Below are 24,789 nucleotides of genomic sequence, written 5' to 3' on the forward strand. Positions count from 1 at the left end.
CAGTCCATAGGACTGATTTCTAATTTTCTTTGTCTTCTCTAAAGATTTCTTTAAGGTAGGCATCGAAAACTTCCTCGTCTGAAATAGTATCTGAGATAAAGCTTCCATTACTTGTACGCTCTGATAGATTCAAATCTTGTAGGATTGCTTCGTAAATCGTTCCATTATTTGATTGAATGACAAGAGTTTGTTCGCCATCTTCTACTTCTGTACTAAAGAGATCTCCGATAAATCCTTGTTCTGAGACTGCTCCAGCCAGGAAGACACGATGTGGCTTGTTCTTCAATTCTCTAAGAACTTGAAGACCACGCTTAGCACGACTGGTTGCTGGAATTTCCTCTGTTGAAACACGTTTCAAACTTCCACGTTGCGTTAACAGATAGAAGGATGAAGTATTGCAGATAAAGGCAGATTGAAGTTCATCATCTGCTTTCAGATTCATAGCTTTGACCCCTGCAGCCTTAGATCCAACAACTGGAACTTCTTCGATATTAAATCTAAGGGCATAACCATTTTTACTAATCAATAAAACGTCATCAAGCTTGATTGGTGCAACAGCTACAACCTGGTCACTATCGTCTTTCAACTTAGCGAACTTAACAGATTTAGAACGGTAGGTTCTCCATGGAGAAAATTCTTTACGTTCAACACGTTTGATTTGTCCAAGGCGAGTCGCTGCAAAGTAGGTTGTCGCATCCTCAAACTGATCCACAACTTCAACATAGAGCACTTCTTCATTGGTTTCAAAGTTTGTAATTGTTTGACTCAAGTGCTCCCCGATATCCTTCCAACGAATATCTGCTAATTCATGGACTGGTCGGTAAATGACATTTCCAAGCGTTGTAAAGATTAAGAGATGCTGAGTGGTTTTAACTGATTGGACAAATAGCAAACGGTCATCATCTCGTTTCCCAATTTCTTCTATGGTCGAAGCTGCGAAAGAACGAGGACTAGTACGCTTGATGTAACCTGCCTTAGTCACGCTGACGTAAGTATCTTCTTCAGCGATTAGACTAGCTGTATCAATCTCGATAATTTTTGCTGTATCTTCTAAAGTACTCAAACGTGGAGTCGCAAATTTCTTCTTGACCTCACGGAGTTCTTTCTTCATGAGATTGTACATAGTTCGTTCGTCACCGATGATAGCCGCAAGCATAGCAATCTTCTCACGAAGTTCTGCTTCTTCTTCCTGCAATACAACCACGTCTGTATTAGTTAAACGATAAAGTTGCAAGGTAACAATAGCTTCAGCCTGTTCTTCGGTAAATTCATAGCTGACCTTGAGGTTTTCCTTGGCATCAGCCTTATTCTCAGAAGCACGGATAAGGGCAATGACTTCATCCAAAATCGAGATAACGCGAATCAAACCTTCCACGATATGGAGACGTTTTTCAGCCTTTTCCTTGTCAAAGCTAGAACGCGCCAAGATGACTTCACGACGGTGGGCGATATAACTAGACAAGATTGGCACAATCCCAACCTGACGAGGTGTGAAATTGTCAATCGCCACCATGTTGAAGTTGTAGTTGATTTGCAAGTCAGTGTATTTGAAAAGGTAGTTGAGAACAAGTTCCGTGTTCGCATCTTTTTTGAGTTCTATAGCGATGCGAAGACCATCACGGTCAGACTCATCACGAACCTCAGCGATACCTGACACCTTGTTATTGACACGGACTTCATCGATTTTCTTGACCAAGTTAGCCTTATTGATTTCATAAGGAATCTCAGTAATAACGATTTGTTCCTTACCACCTTTAAGATTCTCAATTTCTGTCTTAGAACGAACAACCACGCGCCCTTTACCAGTTTCATAGGCCTTTTTGATTTCATCACGACCTTGGATAATGGCACCAGTAGGGAAATCTGGCCCAGGCAAGAATTCCATGAGCTTTTCAACCTTGGCAGTCGGATGATCAATCATATAAACCGTAGCTTCAATAACTTCGGCCAAATTATGCGGTGGAATATCTGTGGCATAACCAGCCGAAATTCCAGTTGAACCATTGACTAAAAGGTTTGGAAAAGCCGCTGGCAAGACTGTTGGCTCTTTCTCGGTATCGTCAAAGTTCCAAGCAAAAGGAACTGTCTTTTTCTCGATATCCTGAAGAAGGTAGCCTGCAATCTCAGACAAACGGGCCTCGGTATAACGCATAGCCGCAGGCGGATCCCCGTCCATAGAACCGTTATTACCGTGCATTTCGACCAGAATCTCACGATTTTTCCAGTCCTGAGACATACGAACCATGGCATCATAGATAGAAGAATCTCCGTGTGGGTGGAAATTACCCATGATGTTCCCGACAGACTTAGCCGACTTACGGTAGCTCTTATCAAAAGTATTGCCATCCTTATTCATCGAATAAAGAATACGGCGTTGAACCGGCTTCAAGCCATCACGAATATCTGGCAAAGCCCGGTCTTGAATGATGTATTTGGAGTAGCGACCAAAGCGCTCTCCCATGATGTCCTCCAAGGACATATTTTGGATATTACTCATATAAGATACAAAGGGACGTTTCGGCTTGCCGAAAATTTCTGTAGAAAAATAGGAAATCGATGCAGGGTTCGATGAACCCAAAGCGATTTATCTTTTTTCTTAAGAAATTAGTCCCGTGTTCAGTTACCTCTAGTAACCAAACTATCCTTTCTGTAGTTTAAAGTTTTGAAATATGTTCTTTATTTACTTAGTGCTTTGAAGTTTTTCCTCAGCATACTGAATCATCTTCTCAGCTACTTCCCTATCGTAGTCAAATCCCATTTTTTTTGCAAGTCTTTGAGCTTCTTGGTGGAAAAGTTGCATCGTAGCCAATAGAGACTGAATGATTTTGTCTAAACTTGAGAAATCAAGCAGATTTGAGAAAGCCTTCTCCTTCTCAGATGGCAAGTAGTTAAAGAGATACTTGTAGTTCTTACCGATGTCGACTGCTCCTCTATCTCTTGCTACCTGCCAAGCCAAGATTTTCAAGAGTTCTTGCTGGCAGATACCGTATAGATGGTCTGTCGCATAGATGACTTGCTTGCGACAAATTCCTTTGACAACGTAGGCTGACACCCACCAAAATTCATTGCAGGATTTTTCAAAATCCGTCTCACTAGCTGGATGTATCCAGAAACGCTCTGGACTGGAAGAATAGGACCCAAACAAGCCCTTATCATCTACTAAAACTATGAATCCTGCCTCACTATCCACCCACTCGTTGATATGAACTTTAGGACAGAGGGTTAGATCAATACGATTCCCATCTTCAAAAAGCATGAGGTAAAGACGGCGATGTCCCAGAGTCACCTCTTGCTCTACGATACGTTTGCCGAACTGGTCCAGCCAAGATAGATTGCTTGTCAAATTATCCAAATCATCCACAATATAGACCACATCATAGTCTTGAAATTCATCTGTTTGAATCTTTTGGTTTGTACGCGAACCAGATAGGGCCACAGCATCAACCTGTAACTTTTTAGCTATTTGTAAAATCAGGTCAAGCATTTCCTGGTCAGTCCTCATGCGGTTCATCCTCAGTGGTCTCTAAGTTCTGAATAACAGGATCTTCATTTCTTTGCTTAAGAAGCTTCTGAACTCTTTTTCTTTCAAGTATCCAAAGTAGGAATTGAATTCCTGAAAAAAGGCCTTGCAAGAAAATAAGTATATAAATTTCTTTCGTTTCTCTAAAAAATACAAAAACATTTACAATTGAGAGGAGAAATATAATCGTAACGTTGCATATTAATATCCGATCAAACTTACTAGGAAAATACTTGATGTGTTTGATACTTTTATAAAGAGTAGTAATCGCATAAGTTAAACTTAAAGGTATATGGGTTAGTAAATAAAATATCCTTAAAATTACTTCTAAGTAGGGGTCGTCTATAGACGGATTAAATAATACGAACACACCAATATTACACGCCATAAATACTAAGGAACTTAATGAGTTTGAATAGTCTATTTTCTCGCTATTGGAGATTGCATCAAGAATTATACCAGCGATAACAATGATTTCGAAAAAGAAAAATATCATTATTAAAGAACTGTTCACTGTTCACCCTCCTTTGTCTTCTGAACTCTTTTTCTTTCAAGCTCTCCGACTATAAATTGAATGATAGAACTAATTCCAAAAAAAGGTAGCAGCAACATAATTCCCATTTCTTCCGTCAGCATTAAAAATAGGAAATTAATAACTGAAAATATTTCTAAAAACCAGGCATTTAGCCTAAGAAGTTTTGAGTAACTACTATGATAATGTTTGAGATGTTTATTGCTCTTATAAATAGCTGTGAATCCAAAAGCTAAGCTAGCTGGTGTGAAAATAAAAATGTCAAAAGTATAGAATAGCAAACCTGCATAAGGATTAGACCTTAAAGGGTTATCAAATAAAAAGACACAGGCGGTTACTATAGCTAATAGTAAAAATTCAAGAAAGCGAATTTTCTCAGGTTTTCCTTGTTTAGCTGTTATAAACATAACTGCACCTATAGCTAAAACTATCGCAAGAAAAGGAGTATGATACAATAAACTTATCATGATGTATACCTCTTTTAGAGAGCTAAGATTTTGAAGAAGGAAGATTTACTTAAAATACTGTTGCTTCTTCCAGCGTAAACTTGACATTATCCTCAATCCATTTACGGCGTGGTTCGACCTTGTCACCCATGAGGACATTGACGCGACGTTCTGCGCGTGCTAGGTCTTCGATTGTGACACGGATAAGGGTGCGAGTTTCTGGATTCATAGTTGTTTCCCAGAGTTGGTCCGCATTCATCTCACCAAGACCTTTGTAGCGTTGGAGGGTAGCGCCTTTGCCGAACTGCTTGCGAAGTTCTTCTAGCTCGCCATCCGTCCAAGCGTAGGCCACTTCTTCTTTCTTGCCTTTGCCTTTAGACATCTTGTAAAGTGGGGGAAGGGCGATATAGACATGTCCAGCTTCAACTAGCGGACGCATATAACGATAAAAGAAGGTTAAGAGAAGCGTTTGGATGTGAGCACCGTCGGTATCCGCATCGGTCATGATAATAATCTTGTCATAGTTGGCGTCTTCAAGGGAGAAGTCTGCCCCTACACCAGCACCGATGGTATAAATCATGGTATTGATTTCTTCGTTTTTGAGGATATCAGCCATCTTGGCCTTGGCTGTATTGATAACTTTACCGCGAAGTGGCAAGATAGCCTGGAACTTGCGGTCACGACCTTGCTTAGCAGAACCACCGGCAGAATCCCCCTCGACTAGGTAAAGTTCATTCTTAGCTGGATTTTTAGACTGGGCTGGCGTTAATTTACCTGAAAGCAAGCCCTTGTCTTTCTTGTTTTTCTTGCCATTTCGGCTCTCATCACGCGCTTTTCGTGCTGCTTCACGAGCATCACGGGCCTTGATAGCTTTACGAATCAGATTTGAAGCTAATTCTCCATTTTCCATGAGGAAGAAGGTCAACTTATCAGCCACAATTCCATCTACAACAGGACGAGCAAGGGGACTACCTAGTTTGTCCTTAGTCTGTCCTTCAAATTGCAAATGTTCTTCAGGAACTAGGATAGAAAGAACAGCCGATAACCCTTCACGGTAATCGGATCCTTCAAGATTTTTATCTTTTTCTTTGAGAAGCCCTGTCTTACGGGCATAGTCATTCATAACCTTGGTAATGGCTGACTTGAGTCCTGTCTCATGCGTTCCACCGTCTTTGGTACGGACATTATTAACAAAGGACAAGATGTTATCTGAAAATCCATCATTATACTGGAGGGCTACTTCTACTTGGAAACCATTGTCTTCGCCTTCAAAGTATAGGACAGGCGTCAAGGTTTCCTTATCTTCGTTGAGGTAGGAAACAAAGTCCTGCACCCCGTTCTCATAATGGAACTCGATCGCTTCGTCTGTTCGCTTGTCTGTTAATGACAAGGTTACATTTTTTAAGAGAAAGGCTGACTCATTGAGACGCTCTGAAATGGTATTGTATTTAAAGTCAGTCGTAGAAAAGATACTAGCATCCGGCATAAAGGTCACTTTGGTACCTGTCTTAGATTTTGGTGCTGTCCCAACCTTTTCAAGAGTTGTTACGGGCTTCCCACCATTTTCAAAGCGTTGTTTATAAACAGCACCATCACGCGTAATTTCTACTTCAAGCCAGCTAGAGAGGGCATTGACAACAGAAGAACCAACTCCGTGAAGACCACCAGAAGTCTTATAACCACCCTGACCGAATTTTCCTCCAGCATGAAGGATGGTAAAAATCACCTCTACTGTTGGAATCCCCATAGCGTGCATTCCCGTTGGCATCCCACGTCCGTGGTCTTGAACCGTTAAACTCCCATCCTTATTAATGGTTACATCAATCCGATCACCAAATCCAGACAAGGCTTCGTCAACCGCATTATCCACGATTTCCCAGACTAGGTGATGGAGTCCAGCACCGTCTGTCGATCCGATATACATCCCTGGACGTTTACGGACCGCATCCAACCCTTCTAGCACCTGGATGGCGTCATCATTATAATTGTTAATATTGATTTCCTTTTTTGACACAAGGAACCTCCTATTTGTTCATCTTTTCTATTTTACAGGTTTTCTAAGGATTTTGCAAAGTTTTTCTAGTTAAAAAGCCTATTCCGAAGTCTTTTTTAGCAAAAAATCGTCCATCTTCACCAAAAAAAGAAACCAAGACAAAATCTTAGTTTTCTTTTCCTTTAATTTGGCTCGTAGCCACATCTTCGCCAAACCATTTCTGGCTGATTTCTTGGAATTTTCCTTCTTGATAGAGTTCGACAAAAGCTTTATTCAAATTTTCTAACAAGGTCTTATCAGCTGGTCTTACTCCGACTGCAAAGGATTCACTCTCAAAACCAGCTGTGAAAATCTCATACTGGTCTAAGATTCCTTCAGTTTTAAGATAATAGTTGGCATAAACACGGTCAATTAGAAGGGCATCAATCCTGTCATTTTGTAAGTCAATCAAGGCTTCATTAAAACTTTGATATTGGTTAGCCTTTTGATCTTTTACGATATTTTTCAAAAGGTCAGGTTGCGCTTCAAAGTCCAGATAACCCGAAGAACCTGCCTGAGCACCCAAAATCTTACCTGCCATATCAGACACTGATTGGATATTTTGCGATTTTTTAGAGACGAGAACTTGCTGATTTTCCATGTAAGGAATGGTAAAAGCTACCTTTTCACGGCGTTCATCCGTCGCTGAATATCCATTCCAGATCGCATCAATGGTACCGTTTTGAAGTTCTGTTTCCTTCATATCCCAATCAATAGGTTGAAACTGAACCTTAAAGCCAAGTTTCTCAGAAACAGCTTGGGCTAAATCAATATCAAATCCAACATATTGCCCATTCTTTTCTTCAAATCCCATAGGAACAAAAGTATTGTCAAATCCGATAGTAATTGTTCCCTGTTGTTGGTATTTTTCCCAATTATCTACTTTAGGATTGCTAGCCTTTTGCGTGCATCCTACGAGGAAAAAAGCAAGAAAGAATCCCAAAACAAGGCTGATTTTCTTTCGATTCATAGACACCTCCTACTTAGGCTCTACTTTGAGAATCTGGTCAGCGATATTCTCTGCAAACTGGAGATCGTGGGTTACGACAATTTGAGTCATGCCTAATTCTCTATTTTGTAAAATCAGCTTTTCAACTTCGAGACGCAACTCTGGATCAAGGGCAGAAGTTGGTTCATCATACCCAATCACTTCTGGATCTATCATCATTGCACGTGCTAAGGCAACCCGTTGCTTTTGACCACCAGACAATGAGTATGGATAAGCATCTGCGTGTGCTTCAAGACCTAGACGAGTGAGTAATTCTACCGCCTTCTTCTTAGCATCTGCTTCAGACATTCCCATAGTCTTGATGGGTGACAAGATCAAATTTTCCATAACGGAAAGGTGCGGAAAAAGCTGAAAATCTTGAAAAACAAATCCTAACAAGTGTCGTTTTTCAAGTTCATCCAATGGTAGGGATTCTCCATTATAAAAAATCTCTCCTGAATCAATGGTCTCAAGTCCAGCTAACATTCTAAGCAAGGTAGTCTTTCCACCACCAGAAGGTCCAACGATGGCCAAAATCTGCTTTTCAGGAATTGTTAAACTGAAATTGGATAAAATTTCTTTTTTTCCAAATTTTTTACTGATATTTCTTAACTCTAACATGGATAGCCTCCTATCTATAGTAGCTGAACTTTTTCTCAAGTTTCTTAGCTAGGATTGTAACAACACCAATCATTAGAAGATAGATAGCTCCCGCTAGAAACATCGGAATCAAGCTAGCATCACGATTGGCCGCAGTTCGACTGGCTAGGATTAAATCTGAAATACCGAGTGCATAAACCAAAGAAGTATCCTTAACCAAACTCATAACCTCGTTAAATACACTTGGTAGGACAATCTTGGTCACCTGTGGCAAGATGATATAGCGAACAGTATCGATAGGATTGAATTTTAAAACTTTCGCTGCCTCATATTGACCCTGAGGAATGGTGGCAATCCCTCCACGGAATACTTCTGCAAAATAAGCTGCATAATTAAGCGTGAAGGCAATAATAGCCGCTGGTACTCGGTCAAGTCGAATTCCGATACTTGGCAGGACATAATAAATAAAAATCAACTGCAAAAGTAAGGGTGTTCCACGCATCACCCAGATATAAACATCAATCATGTAATGGAGGGGTTTCCAATGAACCTGTAAGCAAAAGGCACCCAAAATGCCTAAAGGGATTGAAAAGAGTAAGACCAGTGCAAAAACTTGTAAAGTCATTGTCGCACCGCTCAATAAACTTGGTAATATCTCGAATAAGTAAGACATACTCCACCTCCTAAAAATAATTGTTCCTATTATAGCATAAATAAACACAAAAGCAAGGATTTTCAGATATTTTCATGAATTTTTAAAACTTTTCATTGATTTCTAATAATAAAAGTACTCATAAGTATCTTTTTCTACTTATCTCAAGTATCAGATGTCACAAGTGGTGAAAAGATTCAGTTTCGTTTCTCTCCTATTTCATGGTATAATAGAAATATGATGACAATAGTATTATTAATTTTAGCTTATTTATTAGGTTCAATTCCTTCAGGCTTGTGGATTGGACAAATATTCTTTAACATCAATCTAAGAGAACATGGATCTGGTAATACTGGGACGACCAATACCTTCCGAATCATAGGCAAGAAAGCTGGAATGGCAACCTTTGTCATTGATTTCTTTAAAGGTACTCTAGCCACTCTACTTCCACTAATCTTCCATGTGCAGGGAGTTTCACCAATCGTCTTTGGGCTTTTAGCAGTCATTGGCCACACCTTCCCTATCTTTGCCAAATTCAAGGGTGGCAAGGCTGTCGCTACCAGTGCAGGAGTTATTTTTGGATTTGCTCCTCTCTTTTGCCTTTATCTAGCAGTCATTTTCTTTGGAATCCTTTATCTGGGAAGTATGATTTCCCTCTCTAGTATTTCAGCTGCTATTGCTGCGATTATTGGCGTCCTCCTGTTTCCTCTATTTGGATTTATTTTAACTAGTTATGATCTACTCTTCACTTTGATTATTATCGCTCTTGCGAGTCTGGTAATTGTGCGACATAAGGACAACATCAAACGGATCCAAAATAAAACAGAAAATCTCATTCCTTGGGGACTTAACTTAACACACCAAGAACCAAAAAAATAAAACGTCAGTTTTAACTGACGTTTTTTTTATGTTATTTAGACTTGATATAGTTGATACCATCTGCCTTAGGTGCAACAGCTTTACCAAAGAAGGCTGCTAGTACAACAATGGTCAAGAGGTATGGTGCGATTTGCAAATAAACGGCTGGAACTCCTTGCAAGAAAGGAAGTTGGGAACCGATAACTGCTAAACTTTGTGATAGTCCAAAGAAGAGACTTGAAAGCATAGCACCAACGGGATTCCATTTACCAAAGATCATAGCTGCAAGAGCGATAAATCCAGGTCCTACGATAGTTGTAACTGAGAAGTTAACGGAAATTGATTGAGCGTAAATAGCTCCACCGATTCCTCCAAGGAAACCTGAAATCACAACTCCCAGATATCTCATCTTGTAGACATTAATCCCCAAAGTGTCTGCTGCTTGTGGGTGTTCACCAACTGAACGAAGACGAAGTCCAAAGCGAGTCTTAAAGAGGATAAACCATGCTAAGAATGAGAAGGCAATTGCTAGATAACCAAGTAAACTTGTTGACTTAAAGAAGATATCTCCGATAACTGGGATATTAGCCAAAACAGGGAAATCAAAACGTCCAAAAGTTTGCGTTAAGTTGTCCGTTTGGCCCTTGTTATAAAGTACCTTCACCAAGAAAACTGCCAAGGCTGGCGCCATCAAGTTAAGTACGGTACCACTGACAACATGGTCTGCACGGAAATGAACTGTAGCTACTGCGTGAATGAGCGAGAAGATAGCTCCAACTAATCCACCAACTAAGAGAGCCAACCAAGGAGTTAGTGCTCCCAAATCTTGAGCAAATTCAAGGTTAAAAACAACTCCAGAAAAGGCACCCATGACCATGATTCCTTCAAGACCAACGTTAACAACTCCACCACGTTCGGAGAAAACTCCTCCGATACTTGTGAAAATAAGTGGTGCTGCATAAATCAACATTGAAGAAACCATAAGGGTTAACATTGTTGTAATCGACATCCTTATTTACCCCCTTTAAGTTGTTTTCTTGGTTTGACAAAGCGTTCGATGATGTAGTGAACGCTGACAAAGAAGATAATTGAGGCTGTAACGATACTTACAAGCTCAGATGGTACTTGTGCAGCATTCATACCAGGAGCACCTACTTGAAGAACACTGAAAAGGAAGGCTGCAAATAGAATTCCAACTGGTGAGTTTGAAGCAAGCAGACTTACCGCCATACCATTAAATCCAACTGCCAATGATGAACCTTGAACGTAGACGTTTTGGAAGGTACCAAGTCCTTCTACTGCTCCACCAAGTCCTGCAAGGGCACCAGAAATAATCATTGATAGAATAATGGTACGTTTGGCAGAAATACCTGCGTATTCAGAAGCATTCGGATTGAGACCAACTGCACGGATTTCAAAACCAAGAGTTGTTTTCTTGAGCAAGAACCATATAACCGCAACTGCTATGATAGCAAAGAAAATCCCTATGTTCATACGAGAGTTTCCTGTTAACTCAGCAAGCCAAGGTGTTTGATATGTTGCATTTGCACTTACTCGGATTGATGAGTCAGTACTTTGCATGATTTCTTTAGGGAAGTGGTGGATAAAGGCATTTCCCACATAAAGAACTATGTAGTTCATCATAATGGTTACGATAACTTCAGATGTTCCAAGATAGGCTCTTAAAACACCAGGAATGGCTCCAACGATTCCTCCAGCCACTAACGCAATGACAACTGTCGCAAGAATCAACAATGGACGTGGCAAATCTGGATTTGAAAGAGCGAACCAGCCACTCATAACCCAACCAGCGAGTGCTTGTCCTGGAAGCCCGACGTTAAAGAAACCAGCACGACTCGCAACTGCAAATCCGAGAGCAATCAAAATCAAAGGTCCCATGGCACGGAAGATTTCACCGATTCCTCGAACACTACCAAAGGCTGTGTAGAACAGTTCTTCATAACCCCAGATAGCATCGTAACCGAAAATCCACATGACGATGGCTCCGAGTAGAATTCCTAAAATAACAGAAATCAAGGGAACCGAAATTTGTTGTAATTTTTTAGACATCACTCTTCTCCTTTTCCAATTCACCACCAGCCATCAAGACTCCAAGCTCTTGCTTGTTGGTTGTTTCTGGCGTTACAATCCCTTGAATCTTACCATCATGGATAACGGCAATTCTATCTGAAACATTTAATATCTCATCTAGTTCAAAGCTGACTACAAGGACAGCTTTTCCATTATCACGTTCTTGAATCAAGCGTTTGTGAATGTACTCAATGGCACCGACGTCCAAACCACGAGTTGGTTGGCTGACGATGAGGAGATCAGGATTTCGATCAACTTCACGAGCGATAATTGCTTTTTGTTGATTTCCTCCAGAAAGAGCTGAGGCTGGAACAATCTCACTAGCAGCACGCACATCGAATTCTTGCATTAATTGCTTAGCGTACCCGATGATATTGGTATAATTTAAAATTCCCTTCTTACTAAGAGGTTCCTTATAGTAGGTTTGAAGAGCGATATTTTCAGAAATCATCATTTCCAAGACCAAACCATCACGGTGACGGTCTTCAGGAACGTGGCCCACACTCATTTCTGTAATTTGGCGAGGGTGTAAACCTACGATAGACTGGCCTTTCAACTCCACACTACCAGACTCAATCTTACGGAGTCCAGTGATAGCTTGGATCAATTCTGACTGTCCATTACCATCAATCCCAGCAATTCCGACAATCTCACCAGCTCGAACATCGAGTGAAAGATTTTTAACAGCAGGAACACCACGGTTTTCATTTACAACCAAGTCCTTAATAGAAAGAACAACTTCTTTTGGATGTGATGCTTCTTTAGCAGTTTTGAAAGAAACAGAACGTCCCACCATCATTTCTGCCAAGTCAGCATTAGTTGCACCAGCAATTTCAACTGTTTCGATAGATTTACCACGACGGATAACTGTAACACGGTCAGATACAGCACGAATCTCATCCAACTTATGGGTAATCAAGATAATTGATTTACCTTCTTTGACCAAGTTCTTCATGATAGCCATCAATTCATCAATTTCTGATGGTGTTAAAACAGCAGTCGGTTCGTCAAAGATAAGAATGTCTGCTCCACGATAGAGAGTCTTCAAAATCTCAACACGTTGTTGAGCTCCGACAGAGATATCCGCTACCTTAGCAGAGGGATCTACCGCCAAACCATAGCGTTCAGACAATTCATTGATTTCTCGAGTTGCGCGAGCAATATCTAGCACACCGTTTTTGGTCAATTCACTTCCCAAAATGATATTTTCAGCAACAGTGAAAGCTTCTACCAACATAAAGTGCTGGTGAACCATTCCAATTCCTAGGCTAGCTGCTTTTGACGGAGAGTCTAGTTTCACAGCTTGACCGTTAACCACAATTTCACCACTAGTTGGTTCAAGTAGCCCCGCTAGCATATTCATAAGCGTAGACTTCCCAGCTCCATTTTCTCCTAAAAGTGCATGAATCTCACCTTTGCGAAGTTCTAGGTTGATCTTGTCGTTAGCGACAAACTCGCCAAAAACCTTGGTAATTTCACGCATCTCAATGACATTTTCGTGTGCCATGTGCTCTTCCTTTCAGAGTTTTATTTTATTTCAATAAAACTTGTTAAAATGAAATCTTAACAAGCTCTATTGAGACAAAATTAATTTGCCCCAATTCTTAAAGAAGCGGCCCAAGGCCGCTTCCTAAGAAATGACTTCCATCAATTATTTTTCAGGAACTTTGATGCTACCATCAAGGATTTTAGCTTTTGCATCTTCAACAGCTTTTTTACCTTCTTCAGAAAGGTTAGTTACTGCCAAGTCAACACCTTTATCCTTCAACGAGTAAACGATAACTTGACCACCAGGGAATTCACCTTTTTCAGCCTTGTTTGAGATATCTTGAACTGTTGTTCCAACTTGTTTCAATGTAGAAGCAAGCACGAAGTTAGCTTCTTTACCGTCTTTAGAAGTATATTTACCTTCTTCAACTTGGTCACGGTCTACACCGATAACCCAAACTTTATCGCCTTCGTTTTTGCTTTCATTCAAAGATTTAGCTTCTGAGAAGACACCTGCACCAGTACCACCAGCTGCTTGATAGATTACGTCTGCTCCTGCAGCGTATTGAGCTGCAGCGATTGTTTTACCTTTAGCGGCATCACCAAATGAACCAGCGTAGTCTACTTGTACTTTGATAGATGGGTCAACTGACTCAACACCAGCTTTGAAACCAGCTGCGAAACGAGAAATAACTTCAGATTCCATACCACCTACAAAACCAACTTGTTTAGTTTTTGTAGTTTTAGCAGCTGCTACACCAGCAAGGTAAGCTGCTTCGTTGTCAGCAAATGTTACGCTGGCAACGTTCTTTTGATCTTTAATGACATCGTCAATCAAAACATAGTTTTTATCTGCGTGTTCTTTTGCTGCTTCTTCAACAGCGTTGTGAAGGGCAAAACCAACACCAAAAATCAAGTTGTAGCTTCCAGCTGCTTGGTTCAAGTTGTTAGCGTAGTCAGCTTCACTTGTTGATTGGAAGTAAGTAAAGCCATTATCTTTTGAAAGATTGTGCTCTTTACCCCAAGCTTGAAGCCCTTCCCAAGCTGATTGGTTGAATGATTTATCATCAACACCACCAGTATCTGTAACGATAGCTGCTTTTGTCTTCAAATCAGAAGATGAAGCTGCGTTACGAGAAGAGCGATTACCACATGCAGCAAGTCCAAATGCTGCTACTGCAACTAGACCAAGGCCTAGCCATTGTTTCTTGTTCATTACTGAACCTCCTAAATAAGATGCGCAACTAAGTTGCAAGTATGGATAGATTGGTCACAAGGACCTTGTCACTCAAGGAGTGACGCAGACTAATGCAAGTCTGTAAACGAATATGGAAGTAATTCCCCGACCGTCATCTCGACCGTCGTTTTATCTTTGGCGACTAGAGTCACCTTTAGATCTGGTTTAAAAAATTCGACCATGACTTGGCGACAAGCACCGCAAGGCGAAATAGGTTTCTCAGTTTCCCCATAGACAATCAATTCTGAAAACTCTCGTTGTCCTTCAGAAACTGCCTTGAAGATAGCAGTCCTTTCGCCACAGTTGGTCAAGGGATAGCTAGCATTTTCAATGTTAACCCCTGTATAGATACTTCCGTCCTTGGCTACCAAAACAGCGCCAATCGGAAAATGTGAGTAGGGGACATAAGCCTCTTTACTAGTCTCAATCGCTAAATCAATCAACTCAGTAGTCGCCATCAGCCAATTCTCCTTTGAGGATTGCGACACCAGAAGATGTTCCGATTCGTGTAGCCCCCGCTTCAACAAAGGCAACTGCATCTGCATAAGAACGAGCGCCACCAGCTGCCTTAACACCCATATCAGGTCCAACTGTCTGACGCATTAATTTTACATCTGGTAGTGTTGCGCCACCAGTTGAGAAGCCGGTAGAGGTTTTGACAAAGTCCGCTCCTGCTTTCTGAGCCAGTTGGCAAGCCAGAATTTTTTCCTCCTCTGTTAACAAACAAGCCTCAATAATGACCTTAACAAGTTTGTCTCCACTCGCTTCAACAACTGCTCGAATATCTGATTCAACCAAGTCCGCATAGCCTGATTTGAGTGCACCAACATTGATAACCATATCAATTTCATCTGCACCATTCTGAATAGCTTCTTTAGTTTCAAATGCTTTAACAGCTGACGTAGTTGCACCAAGAGGAAAGCCGACAACTGTACAAACCTTCACATCTGTATCTTCAAGTCCTGCCTTTGAGTGAGAAACCCAGCAAGGATTTACACAGACACTGGCAAAATCATAGTCTCTAGCTTCAGACAACAAACGATCGATTTGTTGTTCTGTCGCATCTTGCTTTAAAAGCGTATGATCAATGTATTTATTTAATTTCATTTCGGATTTTCCTTAAATCAGGAGATAATTTCTATAATTTCTCGTGTTTTTATCACTTCGTCACTTATTTTAATTTTAACATATTTTTGAAAATCTGTAACTAGTTCAGGAGAAATTTTGCCATTAGCATATACTTTTGCGACAATTTCACCCTTTTTGACTGAATCACCAATTTTCTTCTCAAAAACAATCCCAGTCTCATAGTCAAGAGCATCAGTTTTAACAGCACGACCAGCACCTAATCTCATGGCAAAAAGGCCGAACTCCATAGCTGGAAGAGCTTCAATAATACCGTCTTCCTGGGCAGGAATTTCTACTATATGGTCCACTTTTACCGGTCGATAAAGATCGTCTAAATCCCCACCTTGAGCGATGACCATCTCTTCAAACTTCTTAAGTGCCTGACCATTTTCAAGATGTTGCCTTACTTCCTCGACTGTTTTTTCAACATTTGCCAGAGAAAGCATAATCTGAGCTAACTCACAGATAAAGTGGCTAATATCCTCGCGTCCTTTACCCTGAAGAATTTCTAGTGCTTCTAGAATTTCCAAGCGGTTCCCAATGGCACGTCCTAAAGGTTGACTCATATCCGTAATGACTGCTACTGTCTTACGGCCAACAGCCTTACCAAGGTTTACCATGGTTTGAGCCAATTCACGTGCCTCAGCAACTGTCTTCATAAAGGCACCCTCACCAACTGTAACATCCAGCAAAAAAGCATCGGCTCCAGCAGCGATTTTTTTACTCATGACAGAACTAGCAATCAAAGGAATCGTATCAACTGTCGCAGTGACATCTCGTAGTGCATAGAGCAACTTATCCGCTTTGACTAGTTGGTCTGATTGACCGATAACTGAAACTCCAATATTCTGAACTTGTTTGATAAAGTAATCCTGACTGCGTTCGACTTGGAATCCTTTGATAGATTCTAGTTTATCAATCGTACCGCCAGTATGTCCTAGACCTCTACCACTCATCTTAGCTACTGGAACACCAAAACTAGCTACTAAGGGAGCTAAAATCAAAGTAACTTTATCTCCCACTCCACCAGTAGAGTGTTTATCAACCTTTATACCCTTAATAGCTGATAAATCAAATTCTTGACCTGTCTTCACCATATTCATGGTCAAGTCAGAAATCTCTCTAGTGGTCATGCCTTTAAAATAAACAGCCATGGCAAAAGCTGACATCTGGTAGTCAGGAACAGTTCCCGCGACATAACCTTCAATCAGCCATTGAATTTCGCTTGAGCTAAGTTCTTGCCCATCTCTTTTTTTCTGGATTAGGTCTACTGCTCTCATTCTTTCACACTTCTAAGGATATAATATCCCTTATCTTTCTTTACAACTTCGCAATTGCCAAAAACTTCTTCCATCTTGTTTTTGGCACTTGGAGCTCCTTGTTTTTTTTGAATAACGATGGTCAAATCACCACTATCTACGAGATAGTTAATACTCTTCTCGATAATTTCATGGACGACTTGCTTCCCTGCACGAATAGGCGGATTCGAAATGACATGATCAAATTGTCCTTCTACTTGCTCATAAATATTGGACTGAAAAATAGTCGCTTGAACCTTGTTCTTTACTGCATTTTGTTGCGCCAAATCCAGAGCACGATTATTGATATCAACCATGGTCGCTTGGACACCATAAGCCTTGACTAAAGACAAGCCAATAGGACCGTAGCCACAACCAACATCCAGAATTTTTTCACCTTTTTCGACATCGAGACATCTTAACAACAACTGACTTCCGAAATCAATCATTTTTTTACTAAAGACACCAGCATCTGTCAAAAATATCATCTTTTGCCCAAGTAGCTCAACTCTAAGTTCATGAACATCATGGGCCGCATCTGGATTTTCTGCATAATACATTTTACTCATAGTTTCATTTTACCACATAAATAAGTTAATTGTAAATCGTTTACATGACAACAAAGGCTTTTGTTTGCCATTGATTTATTAAAAAATAGTATAAGTTACCTAATCCCTTAGGGGCCAAGCAAGTAAGAACCCAATGCCATAGTGATAGCAAAGGAAAAAATACAGGCTAGACCAAAGAAGAAAAGCCACCATTTTCTTGTTAAAATGGCGAGAATCAAGTAAATAAAACCAATAATTGGTAGCAAGAATAACAAGACAAAGGCAGACCAACTATAGGTTTGACTTCCTAAAGTCACAGTAAACTCAATCAAAGTCGGAGATAACCACAGAATCACAACCAGTAAGCTAGCCAGTTTTATAAATTTATCACTCACTACTAGTCTCATAACATCACCTCTTTTGATTGCTATACTACTTATATTTTAACAAAGAAAGCGCTTTTTCTCAAATGATTCAGATGTCTTTCTCTGTAAATTATGGTATACTGAGATATCAAACGAGGAAATTTTATGACCAACGAATTTTTACATTATGAAAAAATCAGCCGAGGAACTTGGCAATCATTACATCGTAAGACAACACCTCCTTTAACCGAGGAGGAATTAGATTCGATTAAGAGTTTCAATGACCAGATCAGTCTCCAAGATGTAACAGATATTTATCTACCGCTGGCTCACCTTATTCAAATCTACAAACGTTCCAAGGAAGATCTAGCCTTTTCAAAAGGAATTTTTCTCCAAAGAGAGAGTAAAAATCAGCCTTTTATTATCGGGATTTCAGGTAGTGTAGCAGTCGGAAAGTCAACTACTAGTCGACTCTTACAAATTCTGCTTTCTCGTATTTTTCCAGAAGCAAGTGTTGAATTAGTTACGACTGATGGTTTTCTCTATCCTAATAGCATCTTAAATGAGCGCAACATTCTAAATAGAAAAGGTTTCCCTGAGAGCTATGATATGGAAGCTCTACTTAATTTTCTTGACCAACTTAAAAACGGGCAAGATGTTGACATTCCTGTTTATTCTCACGAAATCTATGATATCGTACCTGATAAAACACAAAGAGTTCAAGCAGCGGATTTTGTCATCGTAGAGGGTATCAACGTCTTTCAAACCCCTCATAACAGCCGTCTTTACATTACAGACTTCTTTGATTTTTCAATCTACGTAGATGCTGCAGTTGAGGATATCGAGAGTTGGTATTTGGACCGTTTCTTAAAACTTCTCAGTTTTGCACAAGATGATCCAAGCAACTATTACTATCGCTTCACCCAACAACCAATCAGCGAAGTCAAAGATTTTGCTCATCAGGTTTGGACTAGTATTAATTTAACCAATCTACAAAACTATATTGAACCGACTAGAAATCGGGCAGAAGTCATTCTTCATAAATCTAAAAATCATGAAATTGATGAAATTTATTTAAAAAAGTGATTTCCCCTTGTCAAAATAATAGTTTTCAGATATAATGGTATAGTTATTAAATATGGAGGTAAGAACATTGGCAAACATTAAATCAGCTATCAAACGCGCTGAATTGAACGTTAAACAAAACGAAAAGAACTCAGCTCAAAAATCAGCTATGCGTACTGCTATCAAAGCTTTTGAAGCAAACCCATCTGAAGAACTTTACCGTGCTGCTAGCTCAGCCATCGATAAAGCAGAAACTAAAGGTTTGATCCACAAGAATAAAGCTAACCGTGATAAAGCACGTCTTGCAGCTAAACTTGGTTAATCAAGAACCGCATACGAAATGAGCTCTTCGGAGCTTTTTTTGTGCCATATTTTGGGAGCATATCATGAAAATAGCAATTATCGGATATTCTGGTTCAGGCAAATCTACCCTGACTGAAAAACTTTCCAACTACTACTCCATCCCAAAACTCCACATGGATACCCTACAATTTCAACCTGGATGGAATGATAGCGACCACGATTGGATGTTAAATGAAATGGAGACTTTCCTTACTGAACATGAGGATTGGGTCATTGATGGTAACTACTCTTGGTGTTGCTATGAGGAAAGAATGAAGCAGGCTGACCAGATTATCTTTCTAAACTTTTCAGCTTGGAACTGCTTGTATAGAGCCTTTATGCGTTATCTTAAATATAGAGGAAAAGTTAGAGAGAGTATGGCAGACGGTTGTCCTGAACAATTTAACTGGGAATTTATCCGATGGATTCTTTGGGACGGTCGTAGTCCCTCTCACAAGGCACATTATCAAAAAATCTGCCTTGACTATGCGGATAAAATCACGATTATTAACAATCAAAAAGAACTTGACCGTTTTCTTCATAAAAAAGAGGTTTCCCTTTAAAGGAAACCTTTTTTCTTATTCTGCAATCAAGGTCTCTAAACCAACCTTCATCATATCTGTGAAAGTATTTTGACGTTCTTCAGCAGTTGTGTCCTCATCTGGATTGACCAAGCTATCAGAAATGGTCATAATGGCAAGGGCATCCACATGGTGTTGAGCAGCAAGGTAGTATAGTGCTGCCGCTTCCATTTCCACAGCTTTTACACCCCATTTACCAAGTTCAATGTTCTTTTCAAAGTAGTTTGAATAGAAGACATCAGAAGACAAGACATTTCCGACATGGGTCGTCATACCGAGGTCTTTGGCAATGTGGTAAGCTTTATCTAGCAAATCAAAGCTAGCGATTTGTGGGAAATCGTATTGAGGCCAGTCGTTTCGGATGATGTTTGAGTTGGTTGCAGCTGCTTGTGCCAAGACCAATTCACGAACATGCACATTCTCATTCAAAGAACCAGCAGTCCCCACACGGATCAATTTCTTCACACCGTAGTCAACAATAAGCTCACGCGCATAGATAGAGATCGATGGCATTCCCATTCCAGTACCCATGACAGATACACGCTGACCTTTGTAAGTCCCTGTGTAACCAAACATGTTACGGACTTCATTGAAGCATACAGCATCTTCAATGAAGTTCTCAGCGATAAATTTCGCACGAAGAGGATCTCCAGGAAGAAGAATTTTATCAGCAATTTCACCTTGCTTAGCAGCAATATGGATAGACATAATATAAGATACCAAACCCGTCAAAAAGCGAATGGAAAATAAGAGTTAGGCGCAGTGAGCGATGCTCGCTAGACCAACTATTTTTTTACCACTGCTTTTAGGGTGGGTTCAATTCCTTTCTTTCTTAATTTTGATGATTTAGAGGAGAGTAACCATTATTCAGTTCAGCGAATACGGTTAACCCATCCTTTCTTTTTTTATTGAGTAATTAGGAGAGCTTTCCGCTCGTGTTCAAATCTGAACACACGCTCTACCTTTCTTTTTTATTTTGTTAATGAATCCAAAAATGCGTAAAGTTTGGTATTCATTTCTCGATAATCGTAAGCACGAATGTCTTGAGGGTTTTGAACAAAGTTCAATTTTGACCTTTGTTCATCTAAAACTTCTTCACCTTCAGCAGCAATCAAGAGATCAACTGCTTCTGGATCAAATTCCAAGTGGGCTTGGAAAGCATAGTGTTTAGGACTGAAACGAATAATCTGACGTGGACACCCTTGACTGGTCGCAAGAACAACAGCATCTTCTGTCAATCCTGGCATATCGCCATGCCAGTGTCCTGTATTTAGAGTCGGTCCAAGAACTTTGACATGATTGTCTTTTAATCCAGCTTCAGTTAGCGTTATTGGATAAACCCCAATCTCACGTTCCGGACTGTGCTCATACTTTGCACCATAGGCAACAGACAGAAGCTGGGCTCCAAGACAGGCCCCAACAATATAGATATTTGCGGCTATCGCTTCTTTCATAAAAGCGAGCTCAGACTTAGGGTCATAGTAGGGGAAGTTTTCTCTGTCTTCATCAGGAGATTGAGGTCCTCCCATCACAATTAAGAAGTCTATCTCATCCACTGTCTCAGGTAGGGCTTCATTCTCATAGACTTTGGTCGTGGTCACTTGATGGCCACGCTCCTGCGCCCATTTTAGATAAGCGCCCGGCACTTCAAAGGTTTCATGTAAAATAAAGTGAACTCTCATAACATTACAATTCAGCAAGAATCGCTTCTAGCAATCCTTTGAAATCGCCTTTGACACGTTCTGTCACTTCTACCACTTCTTCATGGTTGAGCTCTTCTTGGAAACCAGCCGCAAAGTTGGTAATACATGAAATACCAAGAACCTTCAACCCAGAGTGTGCTGCGACGATGACTTCTGGAACAGTTGACATTCCGACAGCATCTGCACCAAGTGTCTTATACGCACGGATTTCAGCTGGAGTTTCATAAGTTGGACCAGTCACACCGATATAAACCCCATCATCCAATTTAATACCAAGTTTGTCAGCCACTTGATGAGCAGTCTCACGGTATTCTGGAGTGTAGGCTTTTGACATATCTGGGAAACGTGGACCGAAGTCATCCAAGTTTTCACCGATTAGAGGATTTTGTCCTGTCATATTGATGTGGTCACTGATAGCCATCAAGGTACCAGGACCAAAGCCGATACCGCCAGCAGCATTGGTAACAATCACACCTTCACAGCCCAAAACTTTCATGACACGAACTGGGAAAGTCACCACTTCTAATGGATTTCCTTCGTAGAAATGGAAACGACCTTGAAGGGCTAAAACTTTACGTCCTGCAAGCTCTCCGTAGACCAATTTACCAGCATGGCCTACAACTGTTGAACGACCCCAGTTTGGAATTTCAGAGTAGTCTACTACGACTGGATTTTCGATTTCTTCAGCTAATTCACCAAGTCCTGAACCAAGGATTAAACCGAACTCTGGCGCCTCTACTCCCTTTTCTTTCAAGAAAGCAGCTGTTTCATTGATTTTTGCTAATAATATCATTATCTGTCTCCTTCATAATTTTTTAGCAATTGACCGATTTTGTCAAAGGTATTCGCGTTACGAATAGTAATCTTGCGATAGAAAGGCAGCTTCAGCAGTTGCTTGTGATAGGCTGTTTTAGCGTAGGTTTCTTCTGACAATTTACCCCAGAAGATTCCATGCTTTCCGAAATGAAGAACTTCATCTAGAAGTTGTAGAGTTTTCACTTTCTCTACAACTGTTTCTACATGTAATCCTTCTGTATAAAAGAGTACATCCTTTCGAGCCATCTCATGATTCCACCAATCAGGAAGAGTTCTAATCTCCTCTTCATAGTCTTCTTGAGACACCAAGGAAAAACTTTTGATAAATGGATAATATTCTTCAAAGAAGCCCTGCAGACTCTCAACTAACTGAATCCTAGCCATATTTGTGTCAAAGAAAATATTGCCACTATTGATGTAGGTTTCAACATTTTCTAATCCCAACCTTGTCAATTCTTGACGAAGCTGGGCCATGACCACCTTATTCTTTCCACCGACATTAATGCCTCTAACAAGTAGAGCGTAGCGAATCATCTTAAACTAATTTATCTAAGAAACTTTCACCAATCATGGCAGTTTCAACGCCAAAGTTATCCGCAATTGTTGCTGAGATATCAGCGAAGTGTCCAACTGGAAGTAAACCATTTCCTTTGAAGGCTGGACTGTATGCCAAAAGTGGGATGTATTCACGAGTATGGTCTGTACCAGCATAGGTTGGGTCGTTACCATGGTCAGCAGTAATCAAAAGAAGATCGTCTTCTCTCATTGCTGCAATGATTTCTGGCAAGCGCTCATCAAACTCATGCAAACAATCACGATAGCCGTGTGGATCACGACGGTGTCCATAAAGGGCATCGAAGTCTACTAAGTTTGTAAATGAGAAGCCATGTTTAAAGTCTTCTGATTTCATAGCCCTGATCAAGTTGTCAATACCGTGGCTGTTTGATTTGTTGTGGCCCATATCGTGGTTGATACCTGCACCGTTGAAGATATCGTTAATCTTACCAACTGCATATGTATCGATACCTGCTTCATTCAATTTGTCCAAAACAGTTGGCGAAAATGGTGAAACAGCCAAGTCACGACGGTTAGCCGTACGAGTAAAGTTTCCTGGCTCTCCAACATAAGGACGAGCAATGATACGTCCTAGAAGAGCTGGGCGCTCAAGAGTAATCGAACGAGCGTATTCACAGATACGGTAGAGTTCATCCAAAGGAATAATGTCTTCGTGGGCTGCGATTTGAAGAACTGGGTCAGCTGATGTATAGATAATCAACTCGCCAGTTTCCATTTGGCGTGGTCCGAAATCATCAATAACAGCTGTACCAGAATAAGGTTTGTTAGCTTCACGGATAACCTTACGGCCTGAGAACTCTTCAATCTTTGTAATAATTTCTTCTGGGAATCCATTCCAGAAAGTATCAAAAGGTTCAGTGATATTAAGCCCCATGATTTCCCAGTGACCAGTCATGGTATCTTTCCCAAGTGATACTTCCTCTAGCTTAGTCGCATAACCAGTAGGGTTGCTTTCAGCTGGAACAGTCTTCAATGGTGTTTCGCGAGGAATATTTCCAAGACCAAGTTTTGCCATGTTTGGTACATCCAAACCTACAGCTTTTGAAATGTGCCCAAGTGTGTCTGCAGCTCCGTCTGGCACTCCTGCATTGACAAAGTTATTAGCATCTGGTGCTGCACCGATTCCTACAGAATCTAATACTACCAAGTGAATACGATTAAATTTTGGCATAGTGTGTCTCCTTATTGTTTTAATTATTTTGCTTTTGTTGAAGTTAAAATCTGAACGCCATTTTGGTCAGCAACGATGACCTTATCAACCATCTGGTTGAACAAGCCGTGCTCAACGACACCAACGATATGGTCCAATTCTTGCCCAAGAGCAATTGGATCTTCAATGACTTCCAAGGCGAGATCAATAATAAAGTTCTGCATATCCGTCACAAAACGTTGGCCATCCTTTTCACGGAAGCTCGGTTTATAGCCAGCTCGCTCAAATCGACGAAAGACCTGTTCGGCACCGTATTGAACTACCTCTACAGGCAATTTAAAAGCACCCAGTTTCTCTACCAGTTTGCTTTCATCGACCACCCAAATGTATTCTTTTGAGGGCGTTGCTACTACCTTCTCCATGAGAAGGGCACCGCCACCACCTTTGATACCATTAAACTGACTGTCTACTTCATCAGCACCATCCACGGTTAGATCTACAAAATCCACTTGGTCGATTGATTTAAGGGGAATATTGAGTTCTTCTGCCTGTTTGCTGGTCACACTAGAAGTCGTTACAGCTGTAATCTGTAAACCTTCCTCCTTGATACGACGACCTATTTCTTCTACGAAATAGTAGGCAGTTGATCCCGTTCCAAGCCCGACAACCATACCATTTTTGACGAACTCAGCAGCCTTGATACCCGCCATTTTTTTCAGATTTTCCACTTATATACCTCCAAATAGAGCTACTTCTATTATATCATGAATACG

27 protein-coding genes are annotated in these 24,789 nt (G+C 40.5%); 4 read left to right on the top strand and 23 right to left on the bottom strand.

The annotated features are described in order from the left end of the window. Nucleotides 1-19: 19 nt before the first annotated feature. The 8 genes from parC to TZ94_RS05860 form a co-directional block, all read right to left on the bottom strand. Nucleotides 20-2,497: a DNA topoisomerase IV subunit A gene (gene parC / locus TZ94_RS05825; RefSeq protein WP_052689735.1), complete on the bottom strand. Its 2,478-nt coding sequence runs from the start codon at nt 2,495-2,497 to the stop codon at nt 20-22. A 183-nt stretch (nt 2,498-2,680) separates the two neighbouring features. Then, nucleotides 2,681-3,502 (bottom strand): aminoglycoside 6-adenylyltransferase, encoded by an 822-nt coding sequence (locus TZ94_RS05830; RefSeq protein WP_045615109.1) that lies wholly within the window; start codon nt 3,500-3,502, stop codon nt 2,681-2,683. Then, entirely contained in the window at nt 3,492-4,034 is a 543-nt protein-coding gene (locus tag TZ94_RS05835) for a hypothetical protein (protein ID WP_241767280.1), read from the bottom strand. The genes TZ94_RS05830 and TZ94_RS05835 overlap by 11 nt, the downstream gene beginning before the upstream one ends. After that, complete coding sequence (locus TZ94_RS05840) at nt 4,031-4,519, bottom strand: hypothetical protein (RefSeq protein ID WP_045615110.1); 489 nt, start codon at nt 4,517-4,519, stop codon at nt 4,031-4,033. The genes TZ94_RS05835 and TZ94_RS05840 overlap by 4 nt, the downstream gene beginning before the upstream one ends. A gap of 49 nt (nt 4,520-4,568) precedes the next feature. Then, nucleotides 4,569-6,512, bottom strand: coding sequence for a DNA topoisomerase IV subunit B (parE, locus tag TZ94_RS05845; protein ID WP_045615111.1), 1,944 nt, complete (start codon nt 6,510-6,512; stop codon nt 4,569-4,571). A gap of 145 nt (nt 6,513-6,657) precedes the next feature. Continuing rightward, complete coding sequence (locus TZ94_RS05850) at nt 6,658-7,500, bottom strand: amino acid ABC transporter substrate-binding protein (protein ID WP_045615112.1); 843 nt, start codon at nt 7,498-7,500, stop codon at nt 6,658-6,660. 9 nt (nt 7,501-7,509) lie between these two features. Beyond that, on the bottom strand, nt 7,510-8,139 hold the full coding sequence (locus tag TZ94_RS05855) for an amino acid ABC transporter ATP-binding protein (protein WP_016465680.1): 630 nt from the start codon (nt 8,137-8,139) through the stop codon (nt 7,510-7,512). A 10-nt stretch (nt 8,140-8,149) separates the two neighbouring features. Then, nucleotides 8,150-8,791 (bottom strand): amino acid ABC transporter permease, encoded by a 642-nt coding sequence (locus tag TZ94_RS05860; RefSeq protein WP_045615113.1) that lies wholly within the window; start codon nt 8,789-8,791, stop codon nt 8,150-8,152. A 216-nt stretch (nt 8,792-9,007) separates the two neighbouring features. Between TZ94_RS05860 and plsY the strand changes: the two genes are divergently transcribed. Next, the gene (gene plsY / locus TZ94_RS05865; protein ID WP_045615114.1) at nt 9,008-9,649 is read left to right on the top strand and encodes a glycerol-3-phosphate 1-O-acyltransferase PlsY; all 642 of its coding nucleotides are present in this window, start codon (nt 9,008-9,010) and stop codon (nt 9,647-9,649) included. A gap of 31 nt (nt 9,650-9,680) precedes the next feature. Here the strand turns inward: plsY and TZ94_RS05870 are convergent, their stop codons facing one another. From TZ94_RS05870 to TZ94_RS05910, 9 genes are all read right to left on the bottom strand, one after another. Then, complete coding sequence (locus tag TZ94_RS05870; protein WP_045615115.1) at nt 9,681-10,637, bottom strand: ABC transporter permease; 957 nt, start codon at nt 10,635-10,637, stop codon at nt 9,681-9,683. Between the two features lie 2 nt (nt 10,638-10,639). Then, the gene (locus TZ94_RS05875; RefSeq protein ID WP_045615116.1) at nt 10,640-11,698 is read right to left on the bottom strand and encodes an ABC transporter permease; all 1,059 of its coding nucleotides are present in this window, start codon (nt 11,696-11,698) and stop codon (nt 10,640-10,642) included. Then, nucleotides 11,691-13,226 (bottom strand): ABC transporter ATP-binding protein, encoded by a 1,536-nt coding sequence (locus tag TZ94_RS05880; RefSeq protein WP_045615117.1) that lies wholly within the window; start codon nt 13,224-13,226, stop codon nt 11,691-11,693. The genes TZ94_RS05875 and TZ94_RS05880 overlap by 8 nt, the downstream gene beginning before the upstream one ends. A gap of 144 nt (nt 13,227-13,370) precedes the next feature. Next, complete coding sequence (locus tag TZ94_RS05885; protein ID WP_045615118.1) at nt 13,371-14,423, bottom strand: BMP family lipoprotein; 1,053 nt, start codon at nt 14,421-14,423, stop codon at nt 13,371-13,373. Between the two features lie 89 nt (nt 14,424-14,512). Next, nucleotides 14,513-14,902 (bottom strand): cytidine deaminase, encoded by a 390-nt coding sequence (locus tag TZ94_RS05890; RefSeq protein WP_045615119.1) that lies wholly within the window; start codon nt 14,900-14,902, stop codon nt 14,513-14,515. Next, nucleotides 14,889-15,551 (bottom strand): deoxyribose-phosphate aldolase, encoded by a 663-nt coding sequence (gene deoC / locus TZ94_RS05895; RefSeq protein WP_045615120.1) that lies wholly within the window; start codon nt 15,549-15,551, stop codon nt 14,889-14,891. Before deoC ends, TZ94_RS05890 begins: the two co-directional genes overlap by 14 nt. A gap of 17 nt (nt 15,552-15,568) precedes the next feature. After that, nucleotides 15,569-16,852: a pyrimidine-nucleoside phosphorylase gene (locus TZ94_RS05900; RefSeq protein ID WP_045615121.1), complete on the bottom strand. Its 1,284-nt coding sequence runs from the start codon at nt 16,850-16,852 to the stop codon at nt 15,569-15,571. Continuing rightward, a complete protein-coding gene (locus TZ94_RS05905) occupies nt 16,849-17,439 on the bottom strand; it encodes a class I SAM-dependent methyltransferase (protein ID WP_142321353.1) in 591 nt (196 codons plus the stop codon). Before TZ94_RS05905 ends, TZ94_RS05900 begins: the two co-directional genes overlap by 4 nt. Before the next feature lie 107 nt (nt 17,440-17,546). Next, a complete protein-coding gene (locus TZ94_RS05910) occupies nt 17,547-17,825 on the bottom strand; it encodes a hypothetical protein (RefSeq protein WP_045615124.1) in 279 nt (92 codons plus the stop codon). A gap of 123 nt (nt 17,826-17,948) precedes the next feature. Between TZ94_RS05910 and coaA the strand changes: the two genes are divergently transcribed. From coaA to TZ94_RS05925, 3 genes are all read left to right on the top strand, one after another. Continuing rightward, nucleotides 17,949-18,869: a type I pantothenate kinase gene (coaA, locus tag TZ94_RS05915; RefSeq protein WP_045615125.1), complete on the top strand. Its 921-nt coding sequence runs from the start codon at nt 17,949-17,951 to the stop codon at nt 18,867-18,869. Between the two features lie 52 nt (nt 18,870-18,921). Then, nucleotides 18,922-19,170 carry a 30S ribosomal protein S20 gene (gene rpsT / locus TZ94_RS05920; RefSeq protein ID WP_029689886.1) on the top strand — a complete coding sequence of 83 codons (249 nt, stop codon included), beginning with the start codon at nt 18,922-18,924 and terminating at the stop codon, nt 19,168-19,170. Nucleotides 19,171-19,234: 64 nt separating this feature from the next. Beyond that, nucleotides 19,235-19,753, top strand: coding sequence for a DNA topology modulation protein (locus TZ94_RS05925; RefSeq protein ID WP_045615126.1), 519 nt, complete (start codon nt 19,235-19,237; stop codon nt 19,751-19,753). Between the two features lie 15 nt (nt 19,754-19,768). On the opposite strand, the gene deoD is transcribed toward TZ94_RS05925, so the two are convergent. The 6 genes from deoD to rpiA form a co-directional block, all read right to left on the bottom strand. Then, the gene (gene deoD / locus TZ94_RS05930) at nt 19,769-20,479 is read right to left on the bottom strand and encodes a purine-nucleoside phosphorylase (protein WP_045615128.1); all 711 of its coding nucleotides are present in this window, start codon (nt 20,477-20,479) and stop codon (nt 19,769-19,771) included. A gap of 263 nt (nt 20,480-20,742) precedes the next feature. Then, the gene (locus tag TZ94_RS05935) at nt 20,743-21,453 is read right to left on the bottom strand and encodes a type 1 glutamine amidotransferase (protein ID WP_045615129.1); all 711 of its coding nucleotides are present in this window, start codon (nt 21,451-21,453) and stop codon (nt 20,743-20,745) included. A gap of 4 nt (nt 21,454-21,457) precedes the next feature. Continuing rightward, complete coding sequence (locus TZ94_RS05940; protein ID WP_045615131.1) at nt 21,458-22,267, bottom strand: purine-nucleoside phosphorylase; 810 nt, start codon at nt 22,265-22,267, stop codon at nt 21,458-21,460. Next, nucleotides 22,267-22,824, bottom strand: coding sequence for a DUF1697 domain-containing protein (locus TZ94_RS05945; protein ID WP_045615133.1), 558 nt, complete (start codon nt 22,822-22,824; stop codon nt 22,267-22,269). Before TZ94_RS05945 ends, TZ94_RS05940 begins: the two co-directional genes overlap by 1 nt. A gap of 1 nt (nt 22,825) precedes the next feature. Then, nucleotides 22,826-24,037 carry a phosphopentomutase gene (locus tag TZ94_RS05950; RefSeq protein WP_045615135.1) on the bottom strand — a complete coding sequence of 404 codons (1,212 nt, stop codon included), beginning with the start codon at nt 24,035-24,037 and terminating at the stop codon, nt 22,826-22,828. A 23-nt stretch (nt 24,038-24,060) separates the two neighbouring features. Further along, entirely contained in the window at nt 24,061-24,744 is a 684-nt protein-coding gene (gene rpiA / locus TZ94_RS05955; RefSeq protein WP_045615137.1) for a ribose-5-phosphate isomerase RpiA, read from the bottom strand. Between the last annotated feature and the right edge of the window lie 45 nt (nt 24,745-24,789).

It is taken from the genome of Streptococcus infantis, assembly GCF_000960085.1.
Lineage (GTDB): Bacteria > Bacillota > Bacilli > Lactobacillales > Streptococcaceae > Streptococcus > Streptococcus infantis_C.